Consider the following 23619-nt stretch of genomic DNA (forward strand, 5'->3'; position numbering starts at 1 on the left):
TAATCCGGGACACCCTCATCCTTAGCGTACGTTATTTTCCGGATTCTGCGGGCTCCCCAACAAGAACGACTTCATTGATGCCGAAGCGATCTGCGAAGCCGCATCGCGGCCCAGCATGCGCTTCGTCTCGCCCAAGATCGAGGCCCGGCAAACGCTCTCGGTATTGCACCGGATGCGTGATTCGCTGGTGCGTGATCGTACCAAGACGGCCAACCAGGCCCACGGTTTCCTGCTGGAGTTCGGCATCAGCCTGCCCAAGGGACTATCGCTGGTCAGACGACTGCCGAGCACGTTGGATGAGCATGAGCTGCCGCCTCGGCTGGTCGTACTCCTAACGCGCCTGCATCAGCATTCACGCTGTCTGGACGGACAGATCAAGGCACCGGACAAGGAAATGACCACCCAGCTTGAGGAAGATGACCTGGGGAGCCGCTTGCTGACGATTCCCTGTGTCGGCCCGATCACAGCCAGCCTGTTATCGGCCGAAATGGGCGATGGCAAGCAGTATGGCGGCAGCCGTGATTTCGCGGCATCGGTGGGGCTGGTACCCCGCCAGCACAGCACCGGCGGTCGAGCCAATTTGCTGGGTATCAGCAAACGAGGGAGACAAGTATCTGCGGCGGCTTTTAGTGCAGTGCGCCCGGGTCTACCTGCAGCGCCTGGAGCATCAGCAGGGTGCCTTGGCCCACTGGGTCCGCTCGCTACGGCAGCGACGCCATGCGAACATGGTGGTGCGCGCCCTGGCCAACAAGTTCTCCCGAGTCGCCTGGGCGTTCGCCGCCAACCACTCGGAATTCGAAGCAGGGCCAGTCGTCTACGCCGCCTGACCCGGCCATTCAGCTGTACCACGGAACACCCTTCCAGGTTTTGCGATGCTGAACAACCGATGACGTGAACGGCCACCGACCTGGTGAACAACCTGACATAAAAATCGGCTTTCGAAGCCGCCGGCTTTTCAGGATCACCGGGCGCGACTCTCATCGTGGCGCGGGGCATGCCCCAACGAGACGCTGGATAGATTTAGGCAAGCCATACAATCATCGCTGGTCAGTATTGCAGAAACGGGATGACCATAAATTTTTTCTTCAAAAAATCTCTTGCAGCACCCATCAGGCGGCGACAGCCGCCACCACCCTCACTCAAGACGCCAGAATCTTCCCCGGATTCATGATCCCGTGCGGATCGATCGCGCGCTTCACCGTCGCGATCAAGGACAGCTCCGCCGGATTGCGGCTGTAGTGCAACCACGGCCGCTTGTGCAGCCCAATGCCGTGCTCGGCCGAGACCGATCCCGACAGGCTGCGCACGATAGCGTAGAATGCAGCCTCGATGCGCTGTTCGGTCTTGCGGTCGTCAGTCGGCAGCGAACCCACCATGATATGCACGTTGCCGTCGCCGACGTGGCCGAAGTAGATCGCCCGAACGCCGGGGAAATCGCGCGCCAGCGCCTCGCGCATCCGGGCCACGCATTCCTCGATGCCCGAGATGGGCGCGGACACGTCGAAGTTGATGGTGGGCGCGAAGGTGCGCAGCATCTCGGAGATGGCATCGCGCAGTTCCCAGAAGGCTTGGGTCTGCGTGTGAGATTGGGCCACGGCGGCGTCGGCGATCCAGCCTTCGGCCAGCGCGTGTTCCAACATCGCCTCGAAGCGCGCCGCATCCTCTTCGGGTGCGGCCGCCTGCAGGTCCAGCAGCACGTATAGCGGATACGTGGCCGGCAGCGGCGCGGCGATGCCGCCGGCGGTTGTGGCCGCGGCATAGTAGTCCTGCCACATCATCTCGAATGCGCTGACCCGGCCGCCCAGGAGGTGCTGCGCATGGCGCAGCAGCTTGATGGCCGAGCCGAAATCGGGCGCGGCTACCAACGCGGTATTGGCACCCGAGACGCCCGGATGCAGGCGGAGCACGGCCTGCGTGATGATGCCCAGCGTGCCCTCGGTGCCGATGAACAGATGCTTCAGATCGGGGCCGGCATTGTTCTTGACCATCTTGTTCATCATGGACAGCACGGTTCCGTCGGGCAGCACGGCTTCCAGTCCCAGCACCAGGTCGCGCGCCATGCCGTAGCGGATCACGCGGTTGCCGCCCGCATTGGTGGCGATGTTGCCGCCGATCTGGCAGGAGCCGCGCGCGCCCAGGTCCAGCGCGAACAGAAAGCCCGCCGCCTGCGCGGCTTCCTGAACGACCTGCAGCGGCGTGCCGGCCAGGACGGTCATGGTGGCTGAGGCAGGGTCCAGTTCGACCACGCCGGACATGCGCTCCAGTGAAACGAGCACGCAGCCTTCTATCGGCGTGGCACCGCCGGCCAGGCCGGTCAGCCCGCCCTGCGGCACCACCGGGCAGCGTCCTGCATGGCATAATGACAGCACGCGCGCAATTTCGGCGGTGTCGTGCGGGCGCACCAAGGCCAGCGGCCTGCCGCCTTCCTCGCCGCTCCAGTCGTTCAGGTACCGGGCCTCGATGTCGGCGCCCGCCAGCACTTCGCCGATGCTGGCGTCGGCGCGCAGCGCGGCCAGAATTCGTTTAGGGTTCCAGGGCCCGGACGCCGGTTCCGATGCAGTGATGTTCATGAAGAGACTCCTCTTCCAGTTTATGGAACGGCCAGCGTGTCCAGCCTTTATGATGGGCGGCCGCGGATTCTGGGGAAAGAGCGAGTTATTAACCCGAAATTTTGTATCCGGACAGTCAAAAAGTTTTCCGATAAATATCCGTGAAACCCATAACACGCTGATGCTTTTGTGTTTTTATGATGTCAGACAATACCCCGAAATATCATTGCGATGTTCGAATACTTTCAAAATCGGCAGGAGCTGAGGTCGGACCGGAAATACAGGGGTATCCAGACCATCCCTTACCGGCCCGTTGTTTGACTACACGACCCCGACCCGCAGCGGGGTCCATTCGCTTTCCTTCACCGCTGTGCTCACGGCCATGACGCGCTTGTCGAGATTGCTGGCAGTCACGCCCTCTAGTGCCGAATGTCCCTGCAGCACCGAGTGCGGTTGCAGCAGTGCATGGTAGATCTGCCAAGGGTCCGCACCCCTGGTCAGCTTCAGGACAGACTGGATCAGCTCGTGCTTGAGCGGGTCGAGGTGCCAGTCCGGCACGCGCTGGCCGCGGTTGCCCACGTTCAACGCCAGCAAGTTGCCCGCCTGGATCTCATAGCTGATCCACCTGCGGGATTTGCCCGCCATCTTGGCAAACGCCGCGACGGGAAGGTTGTGCGGCGCTTCGAAGACATCGAACAGCTCCATCCTCTCGCGCTGAATGTCCGAAGGCACCAGCGGCGCGGCCGATCGCTGGGGCGGCACTGCCGGCAGCCGATGTGCGGCGGCAGAAACCAACGGCATGGCGTCACCCGGCTTCGTCACGAGCAGGCTTGGCGAAGCGGCAACCGGCGTAGAGGGCGCGCTTGCGGTTTGCTCACTGGGGAATGCGGGCACGCCTTCCAGATGCACGGTGAGCGGCATGCTGGCCGCCTCGACCTGGTTCTGCTCGAACAGGTCGAGCCGATCGGCCCAGTCCTGCATCATGCGTCGACGCTGCTCCACGTACGCGGCATGGTTGTAGGTCGCGCTGACCTTGTTGGGATCGACATGCGAGAGCTGTGCATCCACCCAGACCTTCGGGTAGCCGATCTCGTTGAGCGCAGTGGACATCGTGCCACGGATACCGTGTCCGGTCAGGCGTTCCTGATAGCCCATGCGTTTGAGCGCACCATTGAGCGTGTTCTCGCTGATACGCTTCTTCAAGTCGCTGTCGTGCCGGAACAGGTAGCGCTGGGCCGGCTTGAACTCATCGAGCAGGTGCCGGACGATCTCCATGGCCTGAATCGACAGCGGCACGATGTAGGGCGGGATGTCCTTCGGCTGCTGCCGCTTCTTGCGCATATCCACCTGGAGTTGCTTCACGACGTCGGGCGGAATGATCCACAGCCCCCGGTCCAGATCGAATTGATCCGGCATCGCCTGTCGCAGCTCGCCGGTTCGCACGCCGGTCAGCAGCAATAGCCGCAGCCCGAGCTGGGTCTGCCGCCGGCCGCGATAGCTGCGTAGCCGCTGCAACAGCTTCGGCAGTTCGGCCATGCGCAGGAACGGGTTGTGGTTGACGGGGGGCAGCGGCAGCGCCACCACATCGAGATCGGAGGCGGGGTTCTGTTCCAGGCCCGGCACGATCACCAGCGCGTAGCGGAACAGTTGGTTGAACCACGTCCTGACTTTCTCGGCGACGGAGAGCGCCCTGCGCTTCTCGATCTTGGCGATCACCTCCAAGAGGTCGGGACGCTTGATCTCATAGATCGACCGCTTGCCCAAGGCGGGTAGCACATCCTTGTCGAAGATGCGCGGAAGTATCGAGAGGGTCGTCTGCCGGCCTTCCTTGAGGCTGAGCCCGCGATGCTTGAGCCACTTGCGATACACCGCATCGAAGGCGTTTTCGTCGGCGAGCCGGACAGCGGTGCGCTTCTGCTTGCGGTGAACGCGAGGATTGGTGCCTTTGGCCAGCAGGGCGCGCGCTTCGTCGCGCAGGCTGCGGGCCTCGCGAAGCGTCACCTCCGGGTAGGTGCCGAGCGACATCCGCTTCTGCTTGCCCGCCCAGTAGTAGCGGAAGTGCCAAGTCCTGCCACCGGCAGCGGTGACGGCCAGGGAGAGGCCATCCAGGTCAGGGAGGGTGTATGCCTTGCCAGTTGCCTTGGCCTGTCGAACGGCCAGGTCTGAGAGTGCCATGCTCTTGCTCCTGAACATGAGTCAGGAACCAGATGCTGGTCACGTCGACCTCGCCCCTCCATCAACAATCCGGAATCAGCCGCGCCCGCAAAAATGGACTTGTTTGTGGACTTAAAAGTCCCGGCTGTAGGCGGATCGCAGTGGACCACAGCAGAACGTCAAAGAGAGAAAAAGTCTTTGTGTGGCAACGACTTGCAGACTCTCTTGGACTTCTGCGGAAGTCCGCAGAATGATGCAGTGGAGCGGGCGAAGGGAATCGAACCCTCGTCATGAGCTTGGGAAGCTCAGGTAATGCCATTATACGACGCCCGCTCAGGGGTGCCTTTTTACCAGAAGGCTTGGGCGAAATGAAGGGCGGCATTGGGTTTTTCTGGCGGGCAGGCGAAAAGGGTTCAGATCTGAGCGATCTCCTGCTCGGTCAGCGATCGATACCGGCCGGGTTCCAGTGCTAGGTCCAGCGTCAGAGGACCCATGCTTTCGCGATGCAGGGCGGTGACCTTGTTGTTGAAGTGACCGAACATGCGCTTGACCTGGTGGTAGCGGCCCTCGTGCAGGGTCAGACGGGCGCGGCGGGGTTCGAGCAGTACGAGTTCGGCGGGCAGGGTGGTGAGGTTTTCGAAGCGGAAATACATGCCTTGGGCAAAAACGTCAACGCAGGCCGGGTCGATCTCGTCTTCGGTTTCGACCAGATAGACCTTGCCCAGCAGGCTGGTAGGCTGGGTCAGGCGGCGGGACCACTGACCGTCGTTGGTGAGCAACATAAGGCCGGTGGTATTGAAATCGAGGCGGCCGGCGATGTGCAGGTCTTGCTGGTCCGGCTCGTCGATCAGGTCGAGCACGGTTCGGTGTGTCGCGTCCTGGGTAGCGCTGGCGCAGCCTGCCGGCTTATGCAGCATCAGGTAGCGCGCCGCTTTCCCCGCTTGCAGCATCTCTCCGTCCAGTTCGATGCGATCGAACACGCGAATTTCAAGATCCATGATCCGGCTGGCTTCGCCATTTATCTGCACGCGGCCTTCGGCCAGCAGGTGGCGAGCATCCTGGCGGCTTAGGCGCGCGCGGTTGGCAAGGTAGCGATCAAGGCGCATCTGGGGCAGCGGATTCATCGCGGGCGCAGCGTGGGCAGATGCATGCCTGGTTCCGGAGTCCGGCAGGAATACGTTCAACTACCCGCGCTGGAATGGGTGTCGTGAAGCACCAGCAGGGTTGGGATGCGGCAGGGTCGCACTCGCCGCACTGATTGAGCTGACCACAGAGCGGGCAGCGTGAAGGTTCTACAGGCTCGCTCATGGCGTTTCCGTTAAGCGTCGGGCTTGTGCGTGCCGGTCGGGAGCCCGGCACGCGAAAGCCGGTTTACATGACGCGCTGGCCGGGTTTGGCGCCGCTATCGGGGCTCAGCAGGTAGATCTCGCTGCCGCCCGGGCCCGCCGCCAGGACCATGCCTTCGGACATGCCGAATTTCATCTTGCGCGGCGCCAGGTTGGCGACATAGAGAGTCAGACGACCTTCCAGTTTGCTCGGGTCCGGGTAGGCACTCTTGATGCCGGAAAACACGTTGCGCTTGGCATCGCCGATGTCCAGGGTCAGGCGCAGCAATTTGTCGGCACCTTCGACGAACTCGGCCTTTTCGATCAGTGCAATACGCAGATCGACCGCGGCGAACGCATCGAAGTTGATTTCCGCGGCGATCGGCGCGTTGATCAGTTCCCCATTGCCTGCGGGCGGGGCGGCTTCGGTGGACTGTGCGGCCAGATCTTCCTTGGAGGCTTCGATCATCGCTTCAATCTTCGCCGGCTCGATGCGGGTCAGCAGCGGCGTGAAGGCGTTGAGCTGATGATTGGCCAGCAGCGCCTGGTGGTCGTTCCAGCTCAGGGGGGCAACATTGAGGAACTGCTCAGCAGCGGCGGCAAGGTTCGGCAGTACTGGCTTGAGGAAGATCACCAGCTGGCGGAACAGGTTGACGCCGAAGGCGCAGATTTCCTGCACCTCGGCCTGCTTTCCTTCGACCTTATTCAGTGCCCAGGGCGCCTTGTCGGCAATCCAGGCGTTGGCACGGTCAGCGAGCGCCATGATTTCGCGCATGGCGCGGGCGAAGTCGCGCGCTTCGTAAGCCTCGGCAACGCTAGGCGCGGCGGCCTGGAAGGCGGCCCACAGCTCCGGTTCGGGGTTGGCGTCGACCATCACGCCGGTGTTGCCCTTGTGGATGAAACCGGCACAGCGACTAGCGATGTTGACCACTTTACCAACCAGGTCGGAATTGACCTTCTGCACGAAGTCTTCGAGGTTCAGATCGAGGTCGTCCACACCGCGGCCCAGCTTGGACGCGTAGTAGTAGCGCAGGTATTCCGGATTCAGGTGATCGAGGTACGTGCGCGCCTTGATGAAGGTGCCGCGCGACTTGGACATTTTCTGTCCGTTCACCGTCAGGTAGCCGTGCACGTTGACGGCGGTCGGCTTGCGGAAGCCGGCGCCTTCCAGCATGGCCGGCCAGAACAGTGTGTGGAAGTTGATAATGTCCTTGCCGATGAAGTGGTACAGCTCGGCAGTCGAGTCCTTACTCCAGAAGGTGTCGAAACTCAGCTCGGGGCGGCGTTTGCAGAGGTTCTCGAAGCTGGCCATGTAGCCGATCGGCGCATCCAGCCAGACGTAGAAGTATTTGCCTGGCTCGCCTGGGATCTCGAAGCCGAAATAAGGCGCGTCACGGGAGATGTCCCACTCCTGCAGTCCGCCGTCGAGCCATTCGGCGATCTTGTTGGCTACCGATTCCTGCAGCGCGCCGCCGCGGGTCCATTGCTTGAGCATGGCCTCGAAGTCCGGCAGCTTGAAGAAAAAGTGCTTGGAGTCCTTGAGCACCGGCGTCGCGCCGGAGATTGCCGAGCGCGGGTCTTTCAGCTCGGTCGGCTCGTAGGTGGCACCGCATTTTTCGCAGTTATCGCCGTACTGGTCTTCGGCGGCGCACTTTGGGCAGGTGCCCTTGATGAAGCGGTCGGCGAGGAACATGCCTTTCTCAGGGTCAAAATATTGGGTGACCGAGCGCGTGGCGATGTGGCCGGCGTCGCGCAGGCGGGTGTAGATCAGCTCGGCCAGCGCGCGGTTTTCTTCCGAGTGGGTGGAGTAGAAGTTGTCGAACTCCACCAGGAAATCAGCGAAATCACCGCTGTGTTCAGCCTGCACGTTGGCGATCAGCTGTTCAGGGGTGATGCCTTCCTTTTCCGCGCGCAGCATGATCGCCGAGCCGTGAGCGTCGTCGGCGCAGACGTAGATGCACTGGTTGCCACGCAGCTTCTGGAAGCGCACCCACATGTCGGTCTGGATGTACTCGAGCATGTGGCCGAGGTGGATCGAACCGTTGGCGTAGGGCAGGGCGCTGGTAACGAGAATCTGGCGAGCTTCGGACATGGGAAATCTGCAGTCGGAATTGCGGAGGAAAGTCTGCAACTATAAAGGTCCGGCGCGTATTTTTCATCCGCGCTGCCCATCCCGCGGCTCCGTTACGCGTCGCTCGGTCATCGATGGGCTCGGAACTAGCGGGCAGGGTAAGATGCCTGTCTGTTTTGCTCGGTCTTTCTAGGAGTAACCATGTCCGTCACCCGCGAAGCTGTGGAAACCGTTCTGCGTCAGTACACCGATCCCCATTTGAATCAGGATCCGGTAAGCGCCGGTTGCGTACGTTCGATCGAGGTACAGGGTGATCGGGTCAGTGTGCAGCTGGAATTGGGCTATGCAGCCGCGCTGTTTCGCAGTGGCTGGGCGCAGCTGTTGGCAATGGCGATCGAGCAGCTGGAGGGCGTCAGTCGTGCCGATGTCCAGGTCGATTGCGTCGTGCGTCCGCACAAGGCGCAGGATCAGGTGCCGGCTCTGGCCAACGTGAAGAATATAATCGCCGTGGCATCCGGCAAGGGTGGTGTCGGGAAGTCCACCACGGCTGCGAACCTCGCTTTGGCACTGGCGCGCGAAGGTGCGCGGGTGGGCGTGCTGGATGCAGATATCTATGGCCCGAGCCAGGGCATCATGTTTGGCATTGCCGAGGGCACTCGCCCGGAGATTCGCGACGGCAAGGCGTTCATTCCCCTTGAGGCCCATGGCGTGCAGGTCATGTCCATGGCGTTCCTTTCCGATGACAAGACTCCAATCGTCTGGCGCGGACCGATGGTCTCCGGTGCGCTATTGCAACTGATTACTCAGACCGCCTGGAACGATCTCGATTATCTGGTCGTGGACATGCCGCCGGGTACTGGCGACATTCAGCTGACCCTGGCGCAGAAGGTCCCTGTGACTGGTGCGGTGATCGTGACCACGCCGCAGGATCTGGCGCTGCTCGATGCGAAGAAGGGCGTTGAGATGTTCCGCAAGGTGAATATCCCGGTGCTGGGTGTCGTGGAGAACATGGCTATCCATATCTGCTCCAATTGCGGCCATGCGGAGCATCTGTTCGGCGAGGGTGGCGGTGAGAAGCTGGCGGCGCAGTACAACGTTGATCTGCTGGCATCGCTGCCTTTGTCGATGGCGATCCGTAGCCAGGCGGATGCGGGCAAGCCGACTGTGATTGCCGATCCGGAAAGCCAGATCGCGATGATTTACCAAGAGATAGCGCGTACCGTCGGTGCGCGCATTGCCCAGAGTGGGCAGATCATCGCGCAGTCGATGCCGAAGATCGTGATCTCCGAGGACTGAGCCTGACGGCGGTGGCGCGACGCGCCACCGCCTGTGTTTGGCGGCAAATCGCAGGCATAAAAAAGCCCCGCCGAAGCGGGGCTTTTTCAGAGAAGACTCAGGTTAGATAACCTGAACTTCCTCAGCTTGCATGCCCTTCTGGCCGCGGGTAGCGACGAAGGAAACTTGCTGGCCTTCTTTCAGGCTCTTGAAACCGTCGCCCTGGATGGCGCGGAAGTGTACGAAGAGGTCGTCACCGGATTGCGGAGTGATGAAGCCGAAGCCTTTTTCATCGTTGAACCACTTAACGGTACCGGTTTGGCGATTGGACATTTGATGTCTCCTTGAACCAAGTTTTTGAAAATAAAGTGCGGACTGAAAAGGTCCGAACATCACTGTGTGCAAGGAGATAGGAGTCGTATCGATATTTGGATCGAAATCTAAACATGTAGCGATTCACGGTGACACATGCAGCAGCAGCCCAGTAACAATACCTTTTTTCTGGAGCAAAGCGAGCTTTATTTTTGATTTCTTTGCCGAGCGGTGGCCGCCGGGCGTGGCAGGCTCTGCGCTGCACCTACCCGCCATGCTTTAACACGCGCACGAGGCTCGGTAAGATGCGCGTCTTCACCCGCCCATTTCACCTAATCAGGACGCCAGCCATGAGCATCAAATCGGACAAGTGGATTCGCCGCATGGCCCAGGAGCACGGCATGATCGAGCCCTTTGTCGAGCGCCAGGTGCGCAACGAGGGTAGCGACCGGCTGATTTCCTACGGTGTCTCCAGCTACGGGTACGATGTGCGCTGTGCGGACGAATTCAAGGTGTTCACCAATATCAATTCGGCGACGGTCGATCCGAAGAACTTCGACGAGAAGAGCTTCGTCGACATCAAGAGCGACGTTTGCATCATTCCGCCGAACTCCTTTGCCCTGGCGCGTACCGTCGAGTATTTCCGCATTCCGCGCAACGTGCTGACCATCTGTTTGGGTAAGAGCACCTATGCGCGCTGCGGCATCATCGTCAACGTCACGCCGCTGGAACCGGAATGGGAAGGCCACGTTACGCTGGAGTTTTCGAATACTACGACGCTGCCAGCGAAGATCTACGCCAACGAGGGGGTGGCGCAGATGCTGTTCCTTGAGTCCGACGAGGAGTGCGAGGTGTCCTACCGCGACCGCGGCGGCAAGTACCAGGGCCAGCGCGGTGTGACGCTGCCCAAGGCCTGAAGATCATCAGCGCCTGAGACGAGAAAGCCCTGGCCAATGGCCGGGGCTTTTTTATGGAGCAGCTGCCTGCTCGGTGGCGTATGCAATGGCGCTCGCCCGGCGGACCGGGCGAGCGCCTCCCGTATTTACCAGCCTGGTACGCCCCTCATGTCTGGCAGCTTGTGCGCGATTCCTTTGTGGCAATCGATACAGGTTGCCTCGCCGCTGGCCAGAGCAGTGGAATGAAACTCGGACGCTCGCTTGCCCTGTCGAGTGAAATCCATGTAGCCGAAATCATGGCAGTTGCGGCACTCGAGTGAATCGTTGGCCTTGAGCCGTGCCCACTCGTGTTCCGCCAGCTCTCGGCGCTTGTCGAGAAATTTCTCACGGGTGTTGATGGTGCCGAAAATCGTGCCCCAGACCTCCTTGGAAGCCTGCATCTTGCGCGCGATCTTGTCGGTCCATTTATGTGGCACGTGGCAATCGGGGCAGGTTGCCCGCACGCCGGAACGGTTGCTGTAGTGAATGGTGTCCTTGATTTCCATGTACACGTTGTCTTCCATCTCGTGACAGGAAATGCAGAAGGCTTCGGTGTTGGTCACTTCCAGAGCAGTGTTGAATCCGCCCCAGAAGATGATGCCTGCGATAAACCCGCCAAGGGTTAGCGCACCAAGGCTGTAGTGCACGCTAGGCCGCCGCAGCACGGCCCAATAGCGTTTGAAAAACGACTTGATCGAATTCATTCAGGCCCCCTCAGTTTCCGTTAGTGGATGGTGAGGTTTCCCGATACAGCAGCTCGTCGATGTTCTTGAAGCGATTTTCCACCAGCGGCTTCACATCGTGCTGTGGCACGTGGCACTGCGTACAGAAGTAGCGACGCGGTGCGACAGCGGCCAGGGTCTGGTGATCGCGATCGGTGTAGTGGGTGATGCTGATCATCGGGGCCTGCGCACGTGCGCTGTTGGCCCTGCTATGGCAGCTCAGGCATTTGTTGGCATTCTTGTCGACGTGATAGCCACGGATGCTGTGCGGAATGGTCGGCGGTTGCTCCGGATAGTTGCGCTCGCGTCTGATGTCCTTGTTTTCCTCGTCGTGGAGTTTCGGCGGAGTGAACTCCTGGGTGATGGTCCCGCCCGGACGGCGACCGTCCGGGGCAGGCGCATCCAGGGGATAATTGGTTTCGGCGGCGATAGCCAATCCGAACACCGCGAGCAGGGTCAGCGGCAGTAGGCGAAATTTCATGGCGGCTCTCCTCAGGCGATGCTGACCACTTCGATCTTCACGGCGCATTTCTTGTAATCGGTCTGCTTGGAGATCGGGTCGGTAGCGTCGAGGGTTACTTTGTTGATCAGCTTGTTGGCGTCGAAGAAGGGCACGAAGATCAGGCCCATCGGGGGCTTGTTGCGTCCCCGTGTTTCCACCCGTGCCTGCATCTCACCACGGCGACTGATGACCTTCACCACGCTGCCGCGGCGCGCGTTTAGCTTGCGGGCGTCCTCGGGGTGCATGTAAACGAGCGCGTCGGGAACCGCCTGATGCAGCTCGTCAACGCGCTGGGTCATGCTGCCGGTGTGCCAGTGCTCGAGCACCCGGCCGGTGCTGAGCCAGAAGGGGTAATCCTGATCCGGTACTTCGGCAGGCACGTCGTAGGGCAGGGCGAAGATAATCGCCTTCTTGTCGCCATAACCGTAAAACTGCACCTCGCTGCCGGCTTCGACGTAGGGGTCATAGCCTTCACGGTAGCGCCACTGGGTTTCCTTGCCGTCGACCACCGGCCAACGCAAACCGCGAGCTTCGTGGTAGATGTCGAAGGGCGCCAGATCGTGTCCATGACCGCGGCCGAATTCGGCGTATTCCTCGAACAGACCTTTCTGCAGGTAGAACCCAAAGGCTTCGGCTTCCTGATTGGCGTAGCCCTCCGTGATCTCGTCACTGGGAAACTTGTCGACCTGGCCGTTTTTGAACAGTACGTCGTAGAGGGTTTTGCCCTTGAGTTCCGGTGACTTGCTCAGCAACTCGGCTGGCCATACTTCGTCGACGTTGAAACGCTTGGAGAACTCGACCAACTGCCAGAGGTCGGAGCGCGCTTCCCCTGGCGCGTTGACCAATTGATGCCAGAACTGGGTACGGCGCTCGGCATTGCCATAGGCGCCTTCCTTTTCCACCCACATGGCGCTGGGCAGGATGAGGTCGGCGGCCTGGGCCGAAACGGTGGGGTAGACGTCCGAGACAATGATGAACGTTTCCGGATTGCGCCACCCCGGCAGGATCTCCTGCATGATGTTGGGGCCGGCCTGCATATTGTTGGTCACCTGCGTCCAGTAGACCTTCAGCACGCCGTCCTTGAGTTTGCGGCTCTGTTCCACAGCATGGAAGCCGGGCTTTTCCTGGATGGTGCCTTCCGGCAGCTTCCAGATCTTCTCCGCGATGGCGCGATGCTTCGGGTTGGCAACCGCCATGTCCGCCGGCAGGCGATGGGAGAAAGTACCGACCTCGCGCGCGGTGCCGCACGCCGAAGGCTGACCGGTGAGCGAAAACGGGCTGTTGCCCGGCTCGCTGATCTTTCCGGTCAGCAGGTGGATGTTGTAAATCATGTTGTTCGCCCAGACACCGCGGGTGTGCTGGTTGAAGCCCATGGTCCAGAACGACATGACCTTGACCTTCGGGTCTGCATAGAGCTCGGCCAGCGCCTGCAGTCGTTCTGCCGGCACGCCTGATTCCTTCGTGGCGTATTCCAGCGTGTAGGTTTTCAGGAACTCGGCGTAATCCTCGAAGCTGATGTCGGTCCAGGTGTTGGCCACCGCAGCATTCTCGGCTTTGAGTTCCAGCGGGTCCGTTGGGCGAAGGCCGTAGCCGATGTTCGTCGCGCCTTTAGCGAACTTGGTGTGCTTCTCGATGAAGTCCTTGTTTACCGCGCCGCTCTGGATGATGTGGTTGGCGATGTAGTTAAGGATGACCAGGTCGGTCTGCGGATTGAAGATCATCGGGATGTCGGCCAGCTCGAAGCTGCGATGCTCGAAGGTCGACATGACCGCCACTTTGACGTTCGGCGCGCTGAGGCGGCGATCCGTCACGCGGGTCCAGAGCACTGGGTGCATCTCAGCCATGTTCGAGCCCCAGAGCACGAAAGCGTCGGCCGCTTCGATGTCCTCATAGCAGCCCATGGGTTCGTCCATGCCGAAGGTGCGCATGAAGCCGAACGCCGCCGATGCCATGCAATGGCGCGCATTGGGATCGATGTTGTTCGAGCGAAAGCCGGCCTTCATCAGCTTGTTCGCTGCATAGCCTTCCCAGATCGTCCACTGGCCGGAGCCGAACATACCGATGGCTTCCGGGCCGCCTTGTTTCAGGGCAGCCTTGTACTTTTCTTCCATGATGTCGAAGGCTTGGTCCCAGGTGACCGGCTGGAACTCACCCTGCTTGTCGAACTTGCCGTCCTTCATACGTAGCAGTGGCTGGGTTAGGCGATCGGAGCCGTACATGATCTTCGACAGGAAGTAGCCCTTGACGCAGTTGATGCCGCGATTGACCTCTGCCTTCACGTCACCATGAGTGGCTACGACGCGCCCCTCGCGGGTGGCCACCATGACACCGCAGCCGGTGCCGCAGAAGCGGCAGGGGGCCTTGTCCCATTTCAGGTTGGTGGCATCGGCTTCGGTGACCAGGTTGCTCGCGGTGGAAGCGATCGGCATGCCGGCCACGGTTGCGGCGATGGCCGCAGCGTTGGCCTTGGCAAATTGACGTCGGGTAAGGCTCATCAGGCGTCTCCTTCGAGGAGTTCTTCGTGGTAGATCAACGCGGCATTAAGCACGCCAGGCAATTGTTGGATGTGATTGATGGCAGAGAGGATCCGAGACTCATGCTCGGCCTCCAGCACCACAACCACCTTGCCATTGGCGTTTTCTTGATGCAGTTCAAGGCCGGGCAGCAGGCGCAGGTTGGCCTTGATTGCGGTCAGCAACTCGGGACGGCAATGCACCAGCAGGCTGGCGATATGCAGAGGGTGTTCCATTAGTAATTCCGTTTCCGTTGGCAGCAGGGCGCGAGCCCGAATGGATCGGCAGTAAGCGTGTTACGCCGGCCCAGGCGGCCCGAAGATCATCTGAACGATCCAGACGATGAAGCCGTAGCTGCTGACCAGGACCACACTAAGGATGGGAAACAGAAAGACGATCAGGAATACGAAAAGGCGAGTTTCGTCGCGCTTTGTCGAAGTGTCGGTGGGGCGGGCGTCATTCGGCGTTACTGTCATTGTTCTACTCCGACTGGCATATAGGGAGTCTAGTCGGAGACAAGCATACGGCAACGTTCGTTTCGATTGTTTGCAGGCCCTTGGGCATTCAGATGACCGGTGGCAGGCTCGAAAGCGTCTAGGACGCGGCTGCGCGCTTCGTATTCATGAGCCTGCGTGGCGGCCCCAAGCGTCTACTACCCGCCGAATAGGATGACTTCCTTTCTGACACGTCCGCGCGCGCCCAGTGGACCATCAGGCCAGTGGCGCATTGTTTTCTAATGATGGCCAGCGACGTCATCGGGCGTCGCTGCTGGGGCTCCTCTCACCGTCTATTGCTCTCATAGTGAAGACCTCTGAACCGGAAATGGTGTGACGGTAGCTGTCTGCATGGCCAAGTTTTGAGACTGCGACGCAGATTGCGCTCCAACCGCTTCGCGCTGGAGTAGCATGCGTATTCGCTCATTTCTATATATGGAGAAACGTGTGACTACAGCACGAATCGGTTTTTTGCCGGCTGCATTGATTGCCGCTGCGGTGGCGTTTGCCGGCTGGTCGGTAGGGCAGGGCGTGGAGCGTTTTCGCATGGCCGACCGCACGGTGACGGTCAAGGGACTAGCGGAAATGGACGTGAAGAGCGACTTCGCGGTCTGGACGCTGGGCTTTCGCCGTGGTGGCGATCAGTTCGCCGAGGTGCAGAAGGGGCTGAGCGAGGATCGCCAGCGGGTACTGGACTTCCTCCGCGAGCAGGGCTTTACCGATGAGGAACTCGAGGTGCGGCCGTTGCAGGTTCAGGATCTCCTGGCGCGCGAATGGGCCTCGCGTGATGTGGCGCTGCGCTTCAACGGCCAGGGCCAGGTGCTGGTCAAGTCCGAGCGCGTCGATGCGGTGGGCAAGGCGGCCAATGCCATCGATCCGCTGATCATGGCCGGTGTGCAGCTGGATACCGAGATGAACGGCTTTGCTGGACCGCGTTATCAGCTGCGTGGGTTTAATGAGCTCAAGCCGCAGTTGCTGGAGGCTGCCACCGGCAATGCCCGTGAACAGGCGACCCGTTTTGCCGATGATGCCGGTGCCACGCTGGGGCGCCTGAAGAACGCCAACCAGGGGGTGATTCGGGTGATCGATGACGATGGCAGCGATATGGACAGCGGACGGACCGTGGGGAAACGGCTGCGGGTTGTGAGTACGTTTGAGTACACGTTGGATTGAGAAGCGGGCTGAGCGCTGGGTGTCGTTGCCGGCCTTCGTTTCTCGCTCGGCGTCCTGCCTCGCGTCCCCTTGCGCGGCGACCCTCGGAGCAGCGATGGAATGAGGGAAGTCTCGTAGCGAGACCCGGATGGCAGGGGCAAGACTTTTGGTTCATCGCGCTTTCTTGGGGAAGCAAGGATTGACACCGGACTGGCAAGTTTGGGTGTGTTGAATGAAAGTTTTGTTTTCATTGGCGTTTATCGAGCTGCTTGAATGCTTGGTTTCGCCCTGCTGGGCGACTCACTTTTTTCAGTCGCGAAAAAAGTAAGCAAAAACGCTTGCCCCTGCATCCGGCCCTGCGCTTCGCTCCGGGTCCATTCGCTCCATCGCCGCTCCAGGGGTCGGCTTACAAGGGCCATCCATGGCCCTTTAAGCCTTTCGCCGCATCCCTGCGGCTCAACCCCCTACGCAACGATTCCGCTCACCCTCCTGAAGGGGCGTTGGGTGTCGCCTGATGGTTCGTGCAGAAATAAAAAGCCAAGCCAAAGCAAGCATCAACGATCTTCCAGGCAACTCGGACTCCGTTCCCGTCAGGAGGCCTAGGTGCCCTTCTTCTTTGGTTACTTTCTCGGCGAGCAACGAGATACGGAGCGTAGCGGAGTAACAGCCGCAGGCTGGCCCGAAGGGCGAGCGAAGCGAGTCAAGTGACTTGGCCGGGGGGCGAAACCAGAAGTGTCAGCACACTCGGTAAGCGCCCTGATCACCAATGTGCAAGCCCAAACCAAATGGCAGCAACACCCAAACTTGCCAGTCCGGTGTCAAGGAGCCTGTCCCCATGAAATGCGAAGAACCTTTTTTGGGTTCCTTTTTGGGGCGATTGCCAAAAGGAACTCGCCCAGCAGGGCGAAACCAAGCTCTCAGCCTACTCGCCAATCGCTTCAGTTTCGCGTGGCCAACCGGCCCGACAAATCAATGCCCCGGCTGCCAAGGCTGCCCCAGCGACACCGGCGCATACAGCCGCGTGCGGATCGCATCGCGCGAGAGCAGCACCAGCACCAGAATGGTCGCCACATATGGCAGCATCGCCAGCAGGTTGCCGGGGATCGCCAGGCCCAGGCCCTGCGCCACCAGATGGAGGATGCTGGCCAAGCCGAACAGGTAGGCGCCGAGCAGCACGCGGGAGACTCGCCAACTGGCGAATACCACCAGAGCCAGGGCGATCCAGCCACGGCCCGCGGTCATGTTTTCCGCCCACATCGGCGTGTAGGCCAGTGACATGTAGCCGCCCGCGAGGCCGGCCATGGCGCCACCGAACATAACCGCCAGGGTGCGTACGCGCAGCACCGGCAGGCCCATGGCGCTGGCGGCGTTGGGGTTTTCGCCGACTGCCTGGATGATCAGGCCGATGCGGCTTTTCAGCAGCACCCAGGCGACCAGCGCGAACAGTGCGAAGGATAGATAGACCAGCAGGTCCTGGGCGAACAACATGCGGCCGATCACCGGGATGTCGCTAAGCAGCGGAATGGCAATCGGCTCGAAGCCCGCCAGCGGCTTGCCGACCCAGCTGGCGCCGACAAAGGACGACAGGCCGACGCCGAAGATGGTCAGCGCCAGACCGGTGGCCACCTGATTGGCGTTGAAACCCAGCGCCACCATGGCGAACAGCAGCGACAGCAGTACGCCGGCCAGGCAGGCGAACAGCACGCCCAGCCAGAGGTTGCCGCTGGCGAAGGCAACGATGAAGCCGATCACCGCGCCGAACAGCATCATGCCCTCCTGACCGAGGTTGAGTACGCCGCTCTTCTCGCACACCAACTCGCCGAGGGCGACCAGCAGTAGCGGGGTGCCGGTGCGGATCATGGCGTAGAAGATATTAGTCAGCAGATCCATGTCCATTGGTCAGGCCTCGAACTTCAAGCGGCAAGCAGTGGGTGAAAAAGAGTGGAGTTGAGTGCGGACGATCATGTAGCCGGCTCCTCTTTGGCGCTGAGCGGTGCTGGCTTGCGCGCCCACAGCCTCAGTCGCGGGCGATAGAGGATCAGCACGTCGCAGGCGAGCAGGAAGAACAGCACCATGCCCTGGAACAGCTGGGTGATGGATTGCGGCAGGTTGGCCGCCATCTGCGCGTTCTCGCCGCCCAGATAGAGGAGCGCCATCAGCAGACTGGCGAAGACGATGCCTATGGGGTTGAGGCGGCCGAGGAAGGCCACGGTAATCGCCGCGTAGCCATAGCCCGGCGACACCTGCGGCACCAGCTGACCGATCGGTCCGGTGACTTCGGCGACACCGGCCAGACCGGCCAGGCCGCCGCTGATCAGCAGGGCGATCCATACCAGCTTCTTGTCGCGGAAACCGACGAAGCCGGCGGCGCGCTTGTCCAGGCCGAGCACCTTGATCTGGAAGCCGAGAAAGCTCTTCTGCAGCAGCACCCAGACCACCACCAGCGCCAGCAGGGCGAAGTAGAAACCGGCATGCACGCGCAGGCCTTCGATCAGCTCGGGCAGCCGGCTGGCATCACCGAACATGGCCGACTCGGGGAAGTTGAAGCCTTCCGGGTCCTTCAGCGGACCGTGCACGGCGAACAGCAACAGGTTCAGTGCGATGTAATTGAGCATGATGCTGGTGAGAATTTCGTTGGCGTTGAAGGCCGTTTTCAACCAGGCGCAGAGCCCGGCCCAGGCGGCGCCGCCGAGGGTGCCCGCCAGCAGGGTCAGCGCCAATGCCCAGCGCGAGTCCCAGTCGATGATGTTGACCGCCAGGGCGCTGCCGGCCAGGGCGCCGATCAGCAGCTGACCTTCGGCGCCGATGTTCCAGATGCGCGCGTTGTAGACCACCGCCAGACCGAGGGCGCAGAGCAGGATCGGCAATGCCTTGACCAGCAATTCGGAGATGCCATAGAGGTCGCCGAGCGGATCGATCAGCAGCACCTTTAGGGTTTCCAGCGGCGGGTGGCCGAGCAGGGCGAATAGCAGGGCGCCGCTCAACAGCGTCAGCAGCGCCGCCAGCAATGGCGAGAACCAGAGCATGGCCCGTGAAGCCTCGCCGCGGGGTTGCAGGGATAACAGCATGATGGATTCTCGTCAGGCGGCAGAGGTGGAAACAGGGGTGTCGCTGGTATCGAACTGGCCGGCCATCCAGCGGCCGACTTCGACCGGGCAGGTGCTGGCGGTGGCGCGCTGTGGCGACAGCCGGCCGTCGCTCAGGGCAGCGATGCGGTCGCTGATCTGGAACAGCTCCTCGAGGTCTTCGGAGATCACCAGGATCGCCGCACCGGCATCGCGCAGTTCGATCAGCGCGCGGTGGATCGCCGCTGCCGCGCCGACGTCCACGCCCCAGGTCGGGTGCGCGGCGATCAACAGCTTCGGCTGTTGCAGGATTTCGCGACCGAGGATGAATTTCTGCAGGTTGCCGCCGGACAGGCTCGCCGCCGGGGCTTGTGCATCGGGCGTCTTCACGGCGAATCGCTGGATGACATGCTCGGCGAAGGCTCGCACCTTGCCACGGCGGATCATGCCCTGCTCGACCATGCCGGTCTGCTGATAGGCGGTGAGCAGACCATTGTCGGCCAGGCTCATGCTAGGCACCGCGCCATGACCGAGACGTTCGGCCGGCACGAAAGCCATGCCATGCCGGCGGCGGGCGTCGGGGCGCAGATGGGCGACATCGTCACCGAGAAAGCGGATGCGCATGGCCTGTCCGGCGGACAATCGCTGTTCGCCACTGAGCAGGGCGAGCAGTTCGTCCTGGCCGTTGCCGGCGACTCCCGCGATGCCGACGATCTCGCCGGCGCGCACTTCCAGGTCCACCTCCTCAAGGGAAACACCGAACGGATCGGCGTTGTGCCAAGACAATCGCTCCACCCGCAGGAACGGCGCGCGGCCCTCGCTCTTCGGGTATTCGGCTTCCAGCCCTTCGGCATCGCCGACCATCAGTCGCGCCAGTTCCAGGTCCGAGCATTCGGCGGGCACGCATTCGCCGGACACCCGGCCGCCGCGCAGCACCGTGGCGCTCTGGCACAGCGCGCGCACTTCATTGAGCTTGTGGCTGATGAACAGGATGCTGCAGCCCTCGGCTGCCAGCCGGCGCAGGGTGACGAACAGCTCGTCGGCCTCCTGCGGGGTGAGCACCGAGGTCGGTTCGTCGAGGATCAGCAGACGGATGTCCTGCATCAGGCAACGGATGATTTCCACCCGCTGGCGCTCGCCGATGGACAGGCTGTGCACCAGCCGGTGCGGCTCCAGCGGCATGCCGTAGCGCAGCGAGACCTCGCGGATCTTCGGTTCCAGCTGCTTCGGTGTGCCGGCCTCGGCACCCAGAGCGAGAGCGATGTTCTCCGCCACGGAAAGCGTTTCGAACAGCGAGAAATGCTGGAACACCATGCCGATGCCGCGCTCGCGGGCCTGGGATGGGTCACGCATCGTCACGCGCTCGCCTTGCCAGCGAACTTCACCGGCGTCCGGCTGGGTCACGCCGTAGATGATCTTCATCAGCGTGCTTTTGCCGGCACCGTTCTCGCCGAGAAGGGCGTGGATCTCGCCCGGCTGGATCGAAAGGTCGATACGGTCGTTGGCCAGGCAGCCTGGGTACTGCTTGGTAATGCCGCGGAGCTGAAGGCGTGCGGTGTGGGATTCGGGCATGGAGGTGTCCGCTGGATTTTTCATGACCAGGGTGTAGCAAAAAGCTGGCCAGACAGTCAGGAATTTGAAGTGCGCCCTGGCTGCGAGAGTCGAGCCATCTGCTAGCCACTGGACGATGGTAGTCGGTGCATCGCTTTGGTGCTTCGTGCTATGGCGCCGTGACTGCGCTGCACTGCAGTGGGGCGTGGCGACCGCAGGCCGGGCGTGCTGCTAAGCTAACTCTCCTTTCTGCTCCCACGGTTGCCTGCAATGAACCAGATGGACCTTCATTCCGCCGAGGAAACGATTGCCCAGCGCGCCGCGCTGGCGCGACTGATCGACGGCATCGTCGCTGACGACGGCATGCATCCCACCGCCATCGACGACCTTTATCTGATCCGCTGCAGCGCGCCGAGCGAACTGGTGCACGGGCTGCACAAGCCGGCGCTGTGCATCATCGTGCAGGGCAGCAAAGAGGTTCGGCTGGGTGACGAGCTTTACACCTACGATGCGCTGCACTATCTGGTGGTGTCGGTCACCGTGCCGGTGGCCGGTCGCGTGCTGGAAGCCTCGTCCGGCGAGCCGTATCTGTGCATCCGCCTGGACATCGACCCGGCGATGGTCGCCACCCTGGTGGCCGAAAGCGGACCGCTTGGCCAGCCCGTCGAAGGGCCGGCGCGTGGCGTCTATCTGGACCGCATCGATGCACCGCTGCTCGACGCCACGCTGCGTCTGGTGCGGTTGCTGGCCAGCCCGCAGGACATTCCGGTGCTGGCGCCGCTGGCCATGCGCGAGATCTTCTACCGCCTGCTTTGCGGTCGCCAGGGCCGCCACCTGCACGAGATCGCAGTGCGCGACAGCCAGGGCCATCGCGTCACCCGCGCCATCGAATGGCTGAACCGCAACTACGTCGAACCGCTGCGCATCGAGGAACTGGCGCAGCGGGTCAACCTCAGCAGTTCGACGCTGCATCATCGTTTCAAGGCGCTCACCGCGATGAGCCCGCTGCAGTACCAGAAGCAGCTGCGCCTGCAGGAGGCGCGGCGGCTGCTGATCGCCGAGGGGCTCGACGTTTCCAGCGCCGGTTACCGGGTCGGCTACGAAAGCCCCTCGCAGTTCAGCCGCGAGTACAGCCGGCTGTTCGGCGCCTCGCCGGTGAAGGATTTGGCTCGACTGCGCAGCACGGCTTAACTCAGCGCGACGCTGGGTCCGGCACCTCGCGCAATGCCTGGGCGGCATCGATGGCGCGTGGGAAGCCAGCGGTGACGGTCGTCAGGTACACCACCTCCTTCAGCTCCTCACGGGTGACGCCCAGGCGCAATGCGTAGCCGGCGTGGACCTTCATGTACTGCAGGTTGCCCTGGGCGGCGAAGGCGGCGATCACTGCCAGCTGACGGGTGCGATCATCCAGCCCACTGCGCCCCCAGACGTCGCCCAATGCGTACTGGGTGATGCCATCGGCGAGGAACGGATAGTCCTTGCGCAGCGCTTCAAGCACCGGTTGCCCGGCACCGCCGGACAGGTGATCCATCACCTCGATGCCACGCTCATGCCGCTCGTTGCCGGCGGCTTCCAGCGAGGCGAAGGTCAGTGATCCGAATACGGCCAGGCAGGCCGCGGCCAGTGTGTTGCCTGTACGAAGGGTCATGGCGGCGTCCTCAGTAAGGGCTGGCGGTGGGGCGCACCACCAGCTCGCTGACATCGACATCGGCCGGCTGGTCGATGGCATAGGCGATGGCGCGGGCGATGGCTTCGGCCGGAATGGCGATGCGGCGGAAGTCGTCCATGGCCGAGCGTGCGGTGTCGTCGGAAATGCTCTCGGCCAGTTCCGATTCGGTGACGCCGGGCGAAACCAGAGTCACGCGGATATCGCCACCGACCTCCTGGCGCAGGCCTTCGGAGATGGCCCGCACCGCATACTTGGTGGCGCAGTACACCGCTGCGGTCGGGCTCACCGCGTAGGCGCCGATGGAGGCGATGTTGACGAACTGGCCGGCGCGCTGGCGCTGCATCAGCGGTAGACCGGCGGCGATTCCGTGCAGCACGCCGCGGATGTTCACGTCGATCATGCGGTTCCACTCGTCGACCTTCAGCGCGTCCAGCGGCGAAAGCGGCATCACCCCGGCGTTGTTGACGATCACGTCGACGCGGCCGAAGCGCTGTTCGGCGAAGTCGATGAAGGCCTGGGTGTCCTCGCGGCTGGTGACGTCCAGCGCACGGCAGGCGGCAATGCCACCGCTTTCGCCGATCTCGGCGACAAGCTTTTCCAGCCGATCCAGGCGTCGCGCGCCCAGCACTACCGTTGCGCCTTGGGCCGCCAGCAGGCGCGCCGTGGCTTCGCCGATGCCACTGCTGGCGCCGGTGATGAGTACGATTTTCCCGTTGATGTTCGACATGGGTTGTCCTCCGCAGGTTGATTCGGGCGACGTCGATGACGCCGTGGTTCGAATACTGCGATGGAGGACGGTTGCGGTGTTATGGCGATCCTGCCGGGCGCTTGCCTGATTCTGGCGGGGCTTACCAGATACCTTCGTGCAGGGCGGCAGCCTCGTCTTCCAGCAGCGGGCCGAGCACCTCGACCTTGCGCTGGCCGGCCTCGAAGACGGTGCGGCAAGGCAGGTCCAGCGTCGGGTTCTCCGGATGGTTGCCGGTGATGTCCTTCAGGCTGCGCTCGGAAAGGCCATAGACCACGCGACCCAGCCCGACCCAGTAAGCGGCGCCGGCGCACATGGCGCAGGGTTCGGCGGAGGTGTACATGGTGCAGCGCGAGAGGAATTCCGGCGTGTAGCGGGTCGAGGCTCGGGTCATCAGCACACGCTCGGCGTGGCCGGTCATGTCGTGGTCGGGCATGTAGGCGTTGCCCTGTTCCAGCAGCACTTCACCGTCCGGCCCGACCAGGATGGCGCCGAACGGATGGGTGCCGTTTTCCAGCGCGCGGCGGGCGACGTCGAAGCTTTTGCGCAGCAGGGCGAGATCGTCGAGAGGCATGGCGTTATCCA

General features: G+C 62.1%; 21 protein-coding genes, 1 tRNA gene and 1 pseudogene. 5 read left to right on the forward strand and 18 right to left on the reverse strand.

Going from position 1 to position 23619, the window contains the following annotated elements; translation table 11 throughout:
• Positions 1 to 58 precede the first annotated feature (58 nt).
• Positions 59 to 827, forward strand: a pseudogene (locus CXK91_RS06595) (IS110 family transposase); the annotation flags it as partial.
• Between the two features lie 312 nt (positions 828 to 1139).
• Here CXK91_RS06595 and CXK91_RS06600 read toward each other — a convergent pair.
• From CXK91_RS06600 to metG, 6 genes are all read right to left on the reverse strand, one after another.
• Positions 1140 to 2570 (reverse strand): FAD-binding oxidoreductase, encoded by a 1431-nt coding sequence (locus CXK91_RS06600; protein ID WP_009397186.1) that lies wholly within the window; start codon positions 2568 to 2570, stop codon positions 1140 to 1142.
• A 300-nt stretch (positions 2571 to 2870) separates the two neighbouring features.
• Complete coding sequence (locus tag CXK91_RS06605; protein WP_064481792.1) at positions 2871 to 4724, reverse strand: tyrosine-type recombinase/integrase; 1854 nt, start codon at positions 4722 to 4724, stop codon at positions 2871 to 2873.
• A 238-nt stretch (positions 4725 to 4962) separates the two neighbouring features.
• A tRNA-Gly gene (locus CXK91_RS06610) sits at positions 4963 to 5036 on the reverse strand.
• Positions 5037 to 5116: 80 nt separating this feature from the next.
• The gene (locus CXK91_RS06615; RefSeq protein ID WP_103455536.1) at positions 5117 to 5809 is read right to left on the reverse strand and encodes a pseudouridine synthase; all 693 of its coding nucleotides are present in this window, start codon (positions 5807 to 5809) and stop codon (positions 5117 to 5119) included.
• Positions 5799 to 6011 (reverse strand): cysteine-rich CWC family protein, encoded by a 213-nt coding sequence (locus CXK91_RS06620; protein WP_103455387.1) that lies wholly within the window; start codon positions 6009 to 6011, stop codon positions 5799 to 5801. Before CXK91_RS06620 ends, CXK91_RS06615 begins: the two co-directional genes overlap by 11 nt.
• Before the next feature lie 63 nt (positions 6012 to 6074).
• Positions 6075 to 8120: a methionine--tRNA ligase gene (metG, locus tag CXK91_RS06625; protein WP_103455388.1), complete on the reverse strand. Its 2046-nt coding sequence runs from the start codon at positions 8118 to 8120 to the stop codon at positions 6075 to 6077.
• A gap of 180 nt (positions 8121 to 8300) precedes the next feature.
• Between metG and apbC the strand changes: the two genes are divergently transcribed.
• On the forward strand, positions 8301 to 9395 hold the full coding sequence (gene apbC, locus CXK91_RS06630; RefSeq protein ID WP_103455389.1) for an iron-sulfur cluster carrier protein ApbC: 1095 nt from the start codon (positions 8301 to 8303) through the stop codon (positions 9393 to 9395).
• A gap of 102 nt (positions 9396 to 9497) precedes the next feature.
• Here apbC and CXK91_RS06635 read toward each other — a convergent pair whose 3' ends face one another.
• The gene (locus CXK91_RS06635) at positions 9498 to 9707 is read right to left on the reverse strand and encodes a cold-shock protein (protein WP_003282211.1); all 210 of its coding nucleotides are present in this window, start codon (positions 9705 to 9707) and stop codon (positions 9498 to 9500) included.
• A 329-nt stretch (positions 9708 to 10036) separates the two neighbouring features.
• Between CXK91_RS06635 and dcd the strand changes: the two genes are divergently transcribed.
• Positions 10037 to 10603, forward strand: a complete 567-nt coding sequence (gene dcd, locus CXK91_RS06640) for a dCTP deaminase (protein WP_003282213.1) — start codon at positions 10037 to 10039, stop codon at positions 10601 to 10603.
• A 125-nt stretch (positions 10604 to 10728) separates the two neighbouring features.
• Here dcd and CXK91_RS06645 read toward each other — a convergent pair whose 3' ends face one another.
• From CXK91_RS06645 to CXK91_RS06665, 5 genes are read right to left on the reverse strand one after another with little or no spacing between them, the layout of a single operon-like run.
• A complete protein-coding gene (locus CXK91_RS06645; RefSeq protein WP_103455390.1) occupies positions 10729 to 11325 on the reverse strand; it encodes a cytochrome c3 family protein in 597 nt (198 codons plus the stop codon).
• Positions 11326 to 11335: 10 nt separating this feature from the next.
• Positions 11336 to 11824 carry a nitrate reductase cytochrome c-type subunit gene (locus tag CXK91_RS06650; RefSeq protein ID WP_103455391.1) on the reverse strand — a complete coding sequence of 163 codons (489 nt, stop codon included), beginning with the start codon at positions 11822 to 11824 and terminating at the stop codon, positions 11336 to 11338.
• A gap of 11 nt (positions 11825 to 11835) precedes the next feature.
• Positions 11836 to 14340 (reverse strand): nitrate reductase catalytic subunit NapA, encoded by a 2505-nt coding sequence (gene napA, locus CXK91_RS06655; RefSeq protein WP_103455392.1) that lies wholly within the window; start codon positions 14338 to 14340, stop codon positions 11836 to 11838.
• A complete protein-coding gene (locus CXK91_RS06660; protein ID WP_103455393.1) occupies positions 14340 to 14594 on the reverse strand; it encodes a chaperone NapD in 255 nt (84 codons plus the stop codon). Before CXK91_RS06660 ends, napA begins: the two co-directional genes overlap by 1 nt.
• A 60-nt stretch (positions 14595 to 14654) precedes the next feature.
• A complete protein-coding gene (locus CXK91_RS06665) occupies positions 14655 to 14834 on the reverse strand; it encodes a periplasmic nitrate reductase, NapE protein (protein WP_103455394.1) in 180 nt (59 codons plus the stop codon).
• Between the two features lie 465 nt (positions 14835 to 15299).
• On the opposite strand from CXK91_RS06665, the gene CXK91_RS06670 reads away from it, so the two are divergent.
• The gene (locus tag CXK91_RS06670; protein WP_103455537.1) at positions 15300 to 16025 is read left to right on the forward strand and encodes an SIMPL domain-containing protein; all 726 of its coding nucleotides are present in this window, start codon (positions 15300 to 15302) and stop codon (positions 16023 to 16025) included.
• A 948-nt stretch (positions 16026 to 16973) separates the two neighbouring features.
• On the opposite strand, the gene CXK91_RS06680 is transcribed toward CXK91_RS06670, so the two are convergent.
• The 3 genes from CXK91_RS06680 to CXK91_RS06690 all read right to left on the reverse strand — a co-directional run bounded on the left by CXK91_RS06680 (position 16974) and on the right by CXK91_RS06690 (position 20641).
• Positions 16974 to 17900 (reverse strand): ABC transporter permease, encoded by a 927-nt coding sequence (locus CXK91_RS06680; RefSeq protein ID WP_103455395.1) that lies wholly within the window; start codon positions 17898 to 17900, stop codon positions 16974 to 16976.
• Between the two features lie 65 nt (positions 17901 to 17965).
• Entirely contained in the window at positions 17966 to 19072 is a 1107-nt protein-coding gene (locus CXK91_RS06685; protein WP_103455396.1) for an ABC transporter permease, read from the reverse strand.
• A gap of 12 nt (positions 19073 to 19084) precedes the next feature.
• Positions 19085 to 20641, reverse strand: coding sequence for an ABC transporter ATP-binding protein (locus CXK91_RS06690; RefSeq protein ID WP_103455397.1), 1557 nt, complete (start codon positions 20639 to 20641; stop codon positions 19085 to 19087).
• Between the two features lie 249 nt (positions 20642 to 20890).
• On the opposite strand from CXK91_RS06690, the gene CXK91_RS06695 reads away from it, so the two are divergent.
• The gene (locus CXK91_RS06695) at positions 20891 to 21811 is read left to right on the forward strand and encodes an AraC family transcriptional regulator (protein WP_103455398.1); all 921 of its coding nucleotides are present in this window, start codon (positions 20891 to 20893) and stop codon (positions 21809 to 21811) included.
• 1 nt (position 21812) lies between these two features.
• Here CXK91_RS06695 and CXK91_RS06700 read toward each other — a convergent pair whose 3' ends face one another.
• The 3 genes from CXK91_RS06700 to CXK91_RS06710 all read right to left on the reverse strand — a co-directional run bounded on the left by CXK91_RS06700 (position 21813) and on the right by CXK91_RS06710 (position 23608).
• Entirely contained in the window at positions 21813 to 22268 is a 456-nt protein-coding gene (locus CXK91_RS06700; protein WP_103455399.1) for a carboxymuconolactone decarboxylase family protein, read from the reverse strand.
• 10 nt (positions 22269 to 22278) lie between these two features.
• The gene (locus CXK91_RS06705) at positions 22279 to 23016 is read right to left on the reverse strand and encodes an SDR family oxidoreductase (RefSeq protein ID WP_103455400.1); all 738 of its coding nucleotides are present in this window, start codon (positions 23014 to 23016) and stop codon (positions 22279 to 22281) included.
• A gap of 121 nt (positions 23017 to 23137) precedes the next feature.
• A complete protein-coding gene (locus CXK91_RS06710; RefSeq protein ID WP_103455401.1) occupies positions 23138 to 23608 on the reverse strand; it encodes a nucleoside deaminase in 471 nt (156 codons plus the stop codon).
• Positions 23609 to 23619 lie beyond the last annotated feature (11 nt).

Source organism: Stutzerimonas stutzeri (assembly GCF_002909485.1).
GTDB lineage: Bacteria > Pseudomonadota > Gammaproteobacteria > Pseudomonadales > Pseudomonadaceae > Stutzerimonas > Stutzerimonas stutzeri_AH.

Coding starts and splice junctions, on each gene's coding strand:
- CXK91_RS06690 (WP_103455397.1), bottom strand. CDS start 20,641: ATGCCCGAATCCCACACCGCACGCCTTCAGCTCCGCGGCATTACCAAG.
- CXK91_RS06615 (WP_103455536.1), bottom strand. CDS start 5,809: ATGCGCCTTGATCGCTACCTTGCCAACCGCGCGCGCCTAAGCCGCCAG.
- CXK91_RS06600 (WP_009397186.1), bottom strand. CDS start 2,570: ATGAACATCACTGCATCGGAACCGGCGTCCGGGCCCTGGAACCCTAAA.
- CXK91_RS06635 (WP_003282211.1), bottom strand. CDS start 9,707: ATGTCCAATCGCCAAACCGGTACCGTTAAGTGGTTCAACGATGAAAAA.
- CXK91_RS06605 (WP_064481792.1), bottom strand. CDS start 4,724: ATGGCACTCTCAGACCTGGCCGTTCGACAGGCCAAGGCAACTGGCAAG.
- CXK91_RS06650 (WP_103455391.1), bottom strand. CDS start 11,824: ATGAAATTTCGCCTACTGCCGCTGACCCTGCTCGCGGTGTTCGGATTG.
- napA (WP_103455392.1), bottom strand. CDS start 14,340: ATGAGCCTTACCCGACGTCAATTTGCCAAGGCCAACGCTGCGGCCATC.
- dcd (WP_003282213.1), top strand. CDS start 10,037: ATGAGCATCAAATCGGACAAGTGGATTCGCCGCATGGCCCAGGAGCAC.
- CXK91_RS06705 (WP_103455400.1), bottom strand. CDS start 23,016: ATGTCGAACATCAACGGGAAAATCGTACTCATCACCGGCGCCAGCAGT.
- CXK91_RS06710 (WP_103455401.1), bottom strand. CDS start 23,608: ATGCCTCTCGACGATCTCGCCCTGCTGCGCAAAAGCTTCGACGTCGCC.
- CXK91_RS06665 (WP_103455394.1), bottom strand. CDS start 14,834: ATGACAGTAACGCCGAATGACGCCCGCCCCACCGACACTTCGACAAAG.
- metG (WP_103455388.1), bottom strand. CDS start 8,120: ATGTCCGAAGCTCGCCAGATTCTCGTTACCAGCGCCCTGCCCTACGCC.
- CXK91_RS06620 (WP_103455387.1), bottom strand. CDS start 6,011: ATGAGCGAGCCTGTAGAACCTTCACGCTGCCCGCTCTGTGGTCAGCTC.
- CXK91_RS06685 (WP_103455396.1), bottom strand. CDS start 19,072: ATGCTGTTATCCCTGCAACCCCGCGGCGAGGCTTCACGGGCCATGCTC.
- CXK91_RS06695 (WP_103455398.1), top strand. CDS start 20,891: ATGAACCAGATGGACCTTCATTCCGCCGAGGAAACGATTGCCCAGCGC.
- CXK91_RS06660 (WP_103455393.1), bottom strand. CDS start 14,594: ATGGAACACCCTCTGCATATCGCCAGCCTGCTGGTGCATTGCCGTCCC.
- CXK91_RS06680 (WP_103455395.1), bottom strand. CDS start 17,900: ATGGACATGGATCTGCTGACTAATATCTTCTACGCCATGATCCGCACC.
- apbC (WP_103455389.1), top strand. CDS start 8,301: ATGTCCGTCACCCGCGAAGCTGTGGAAACCGTTCTGCGTCAGTACACC.
- CXK91_RS06700 (WP_103455399.1), bottom strand. CDS start 22,268: ATGACCCTTCGTACAGGCAACACACTGGCCGCGGCCTGCCTGGCCGTA.
- CXK91_RS06645 (WP_103455390.1), bottom strand. CDS start 11,325: ATGAATTCGATCAAGTCGTTTTTCAAACGCTATTGGGCCGTGCTGCGG.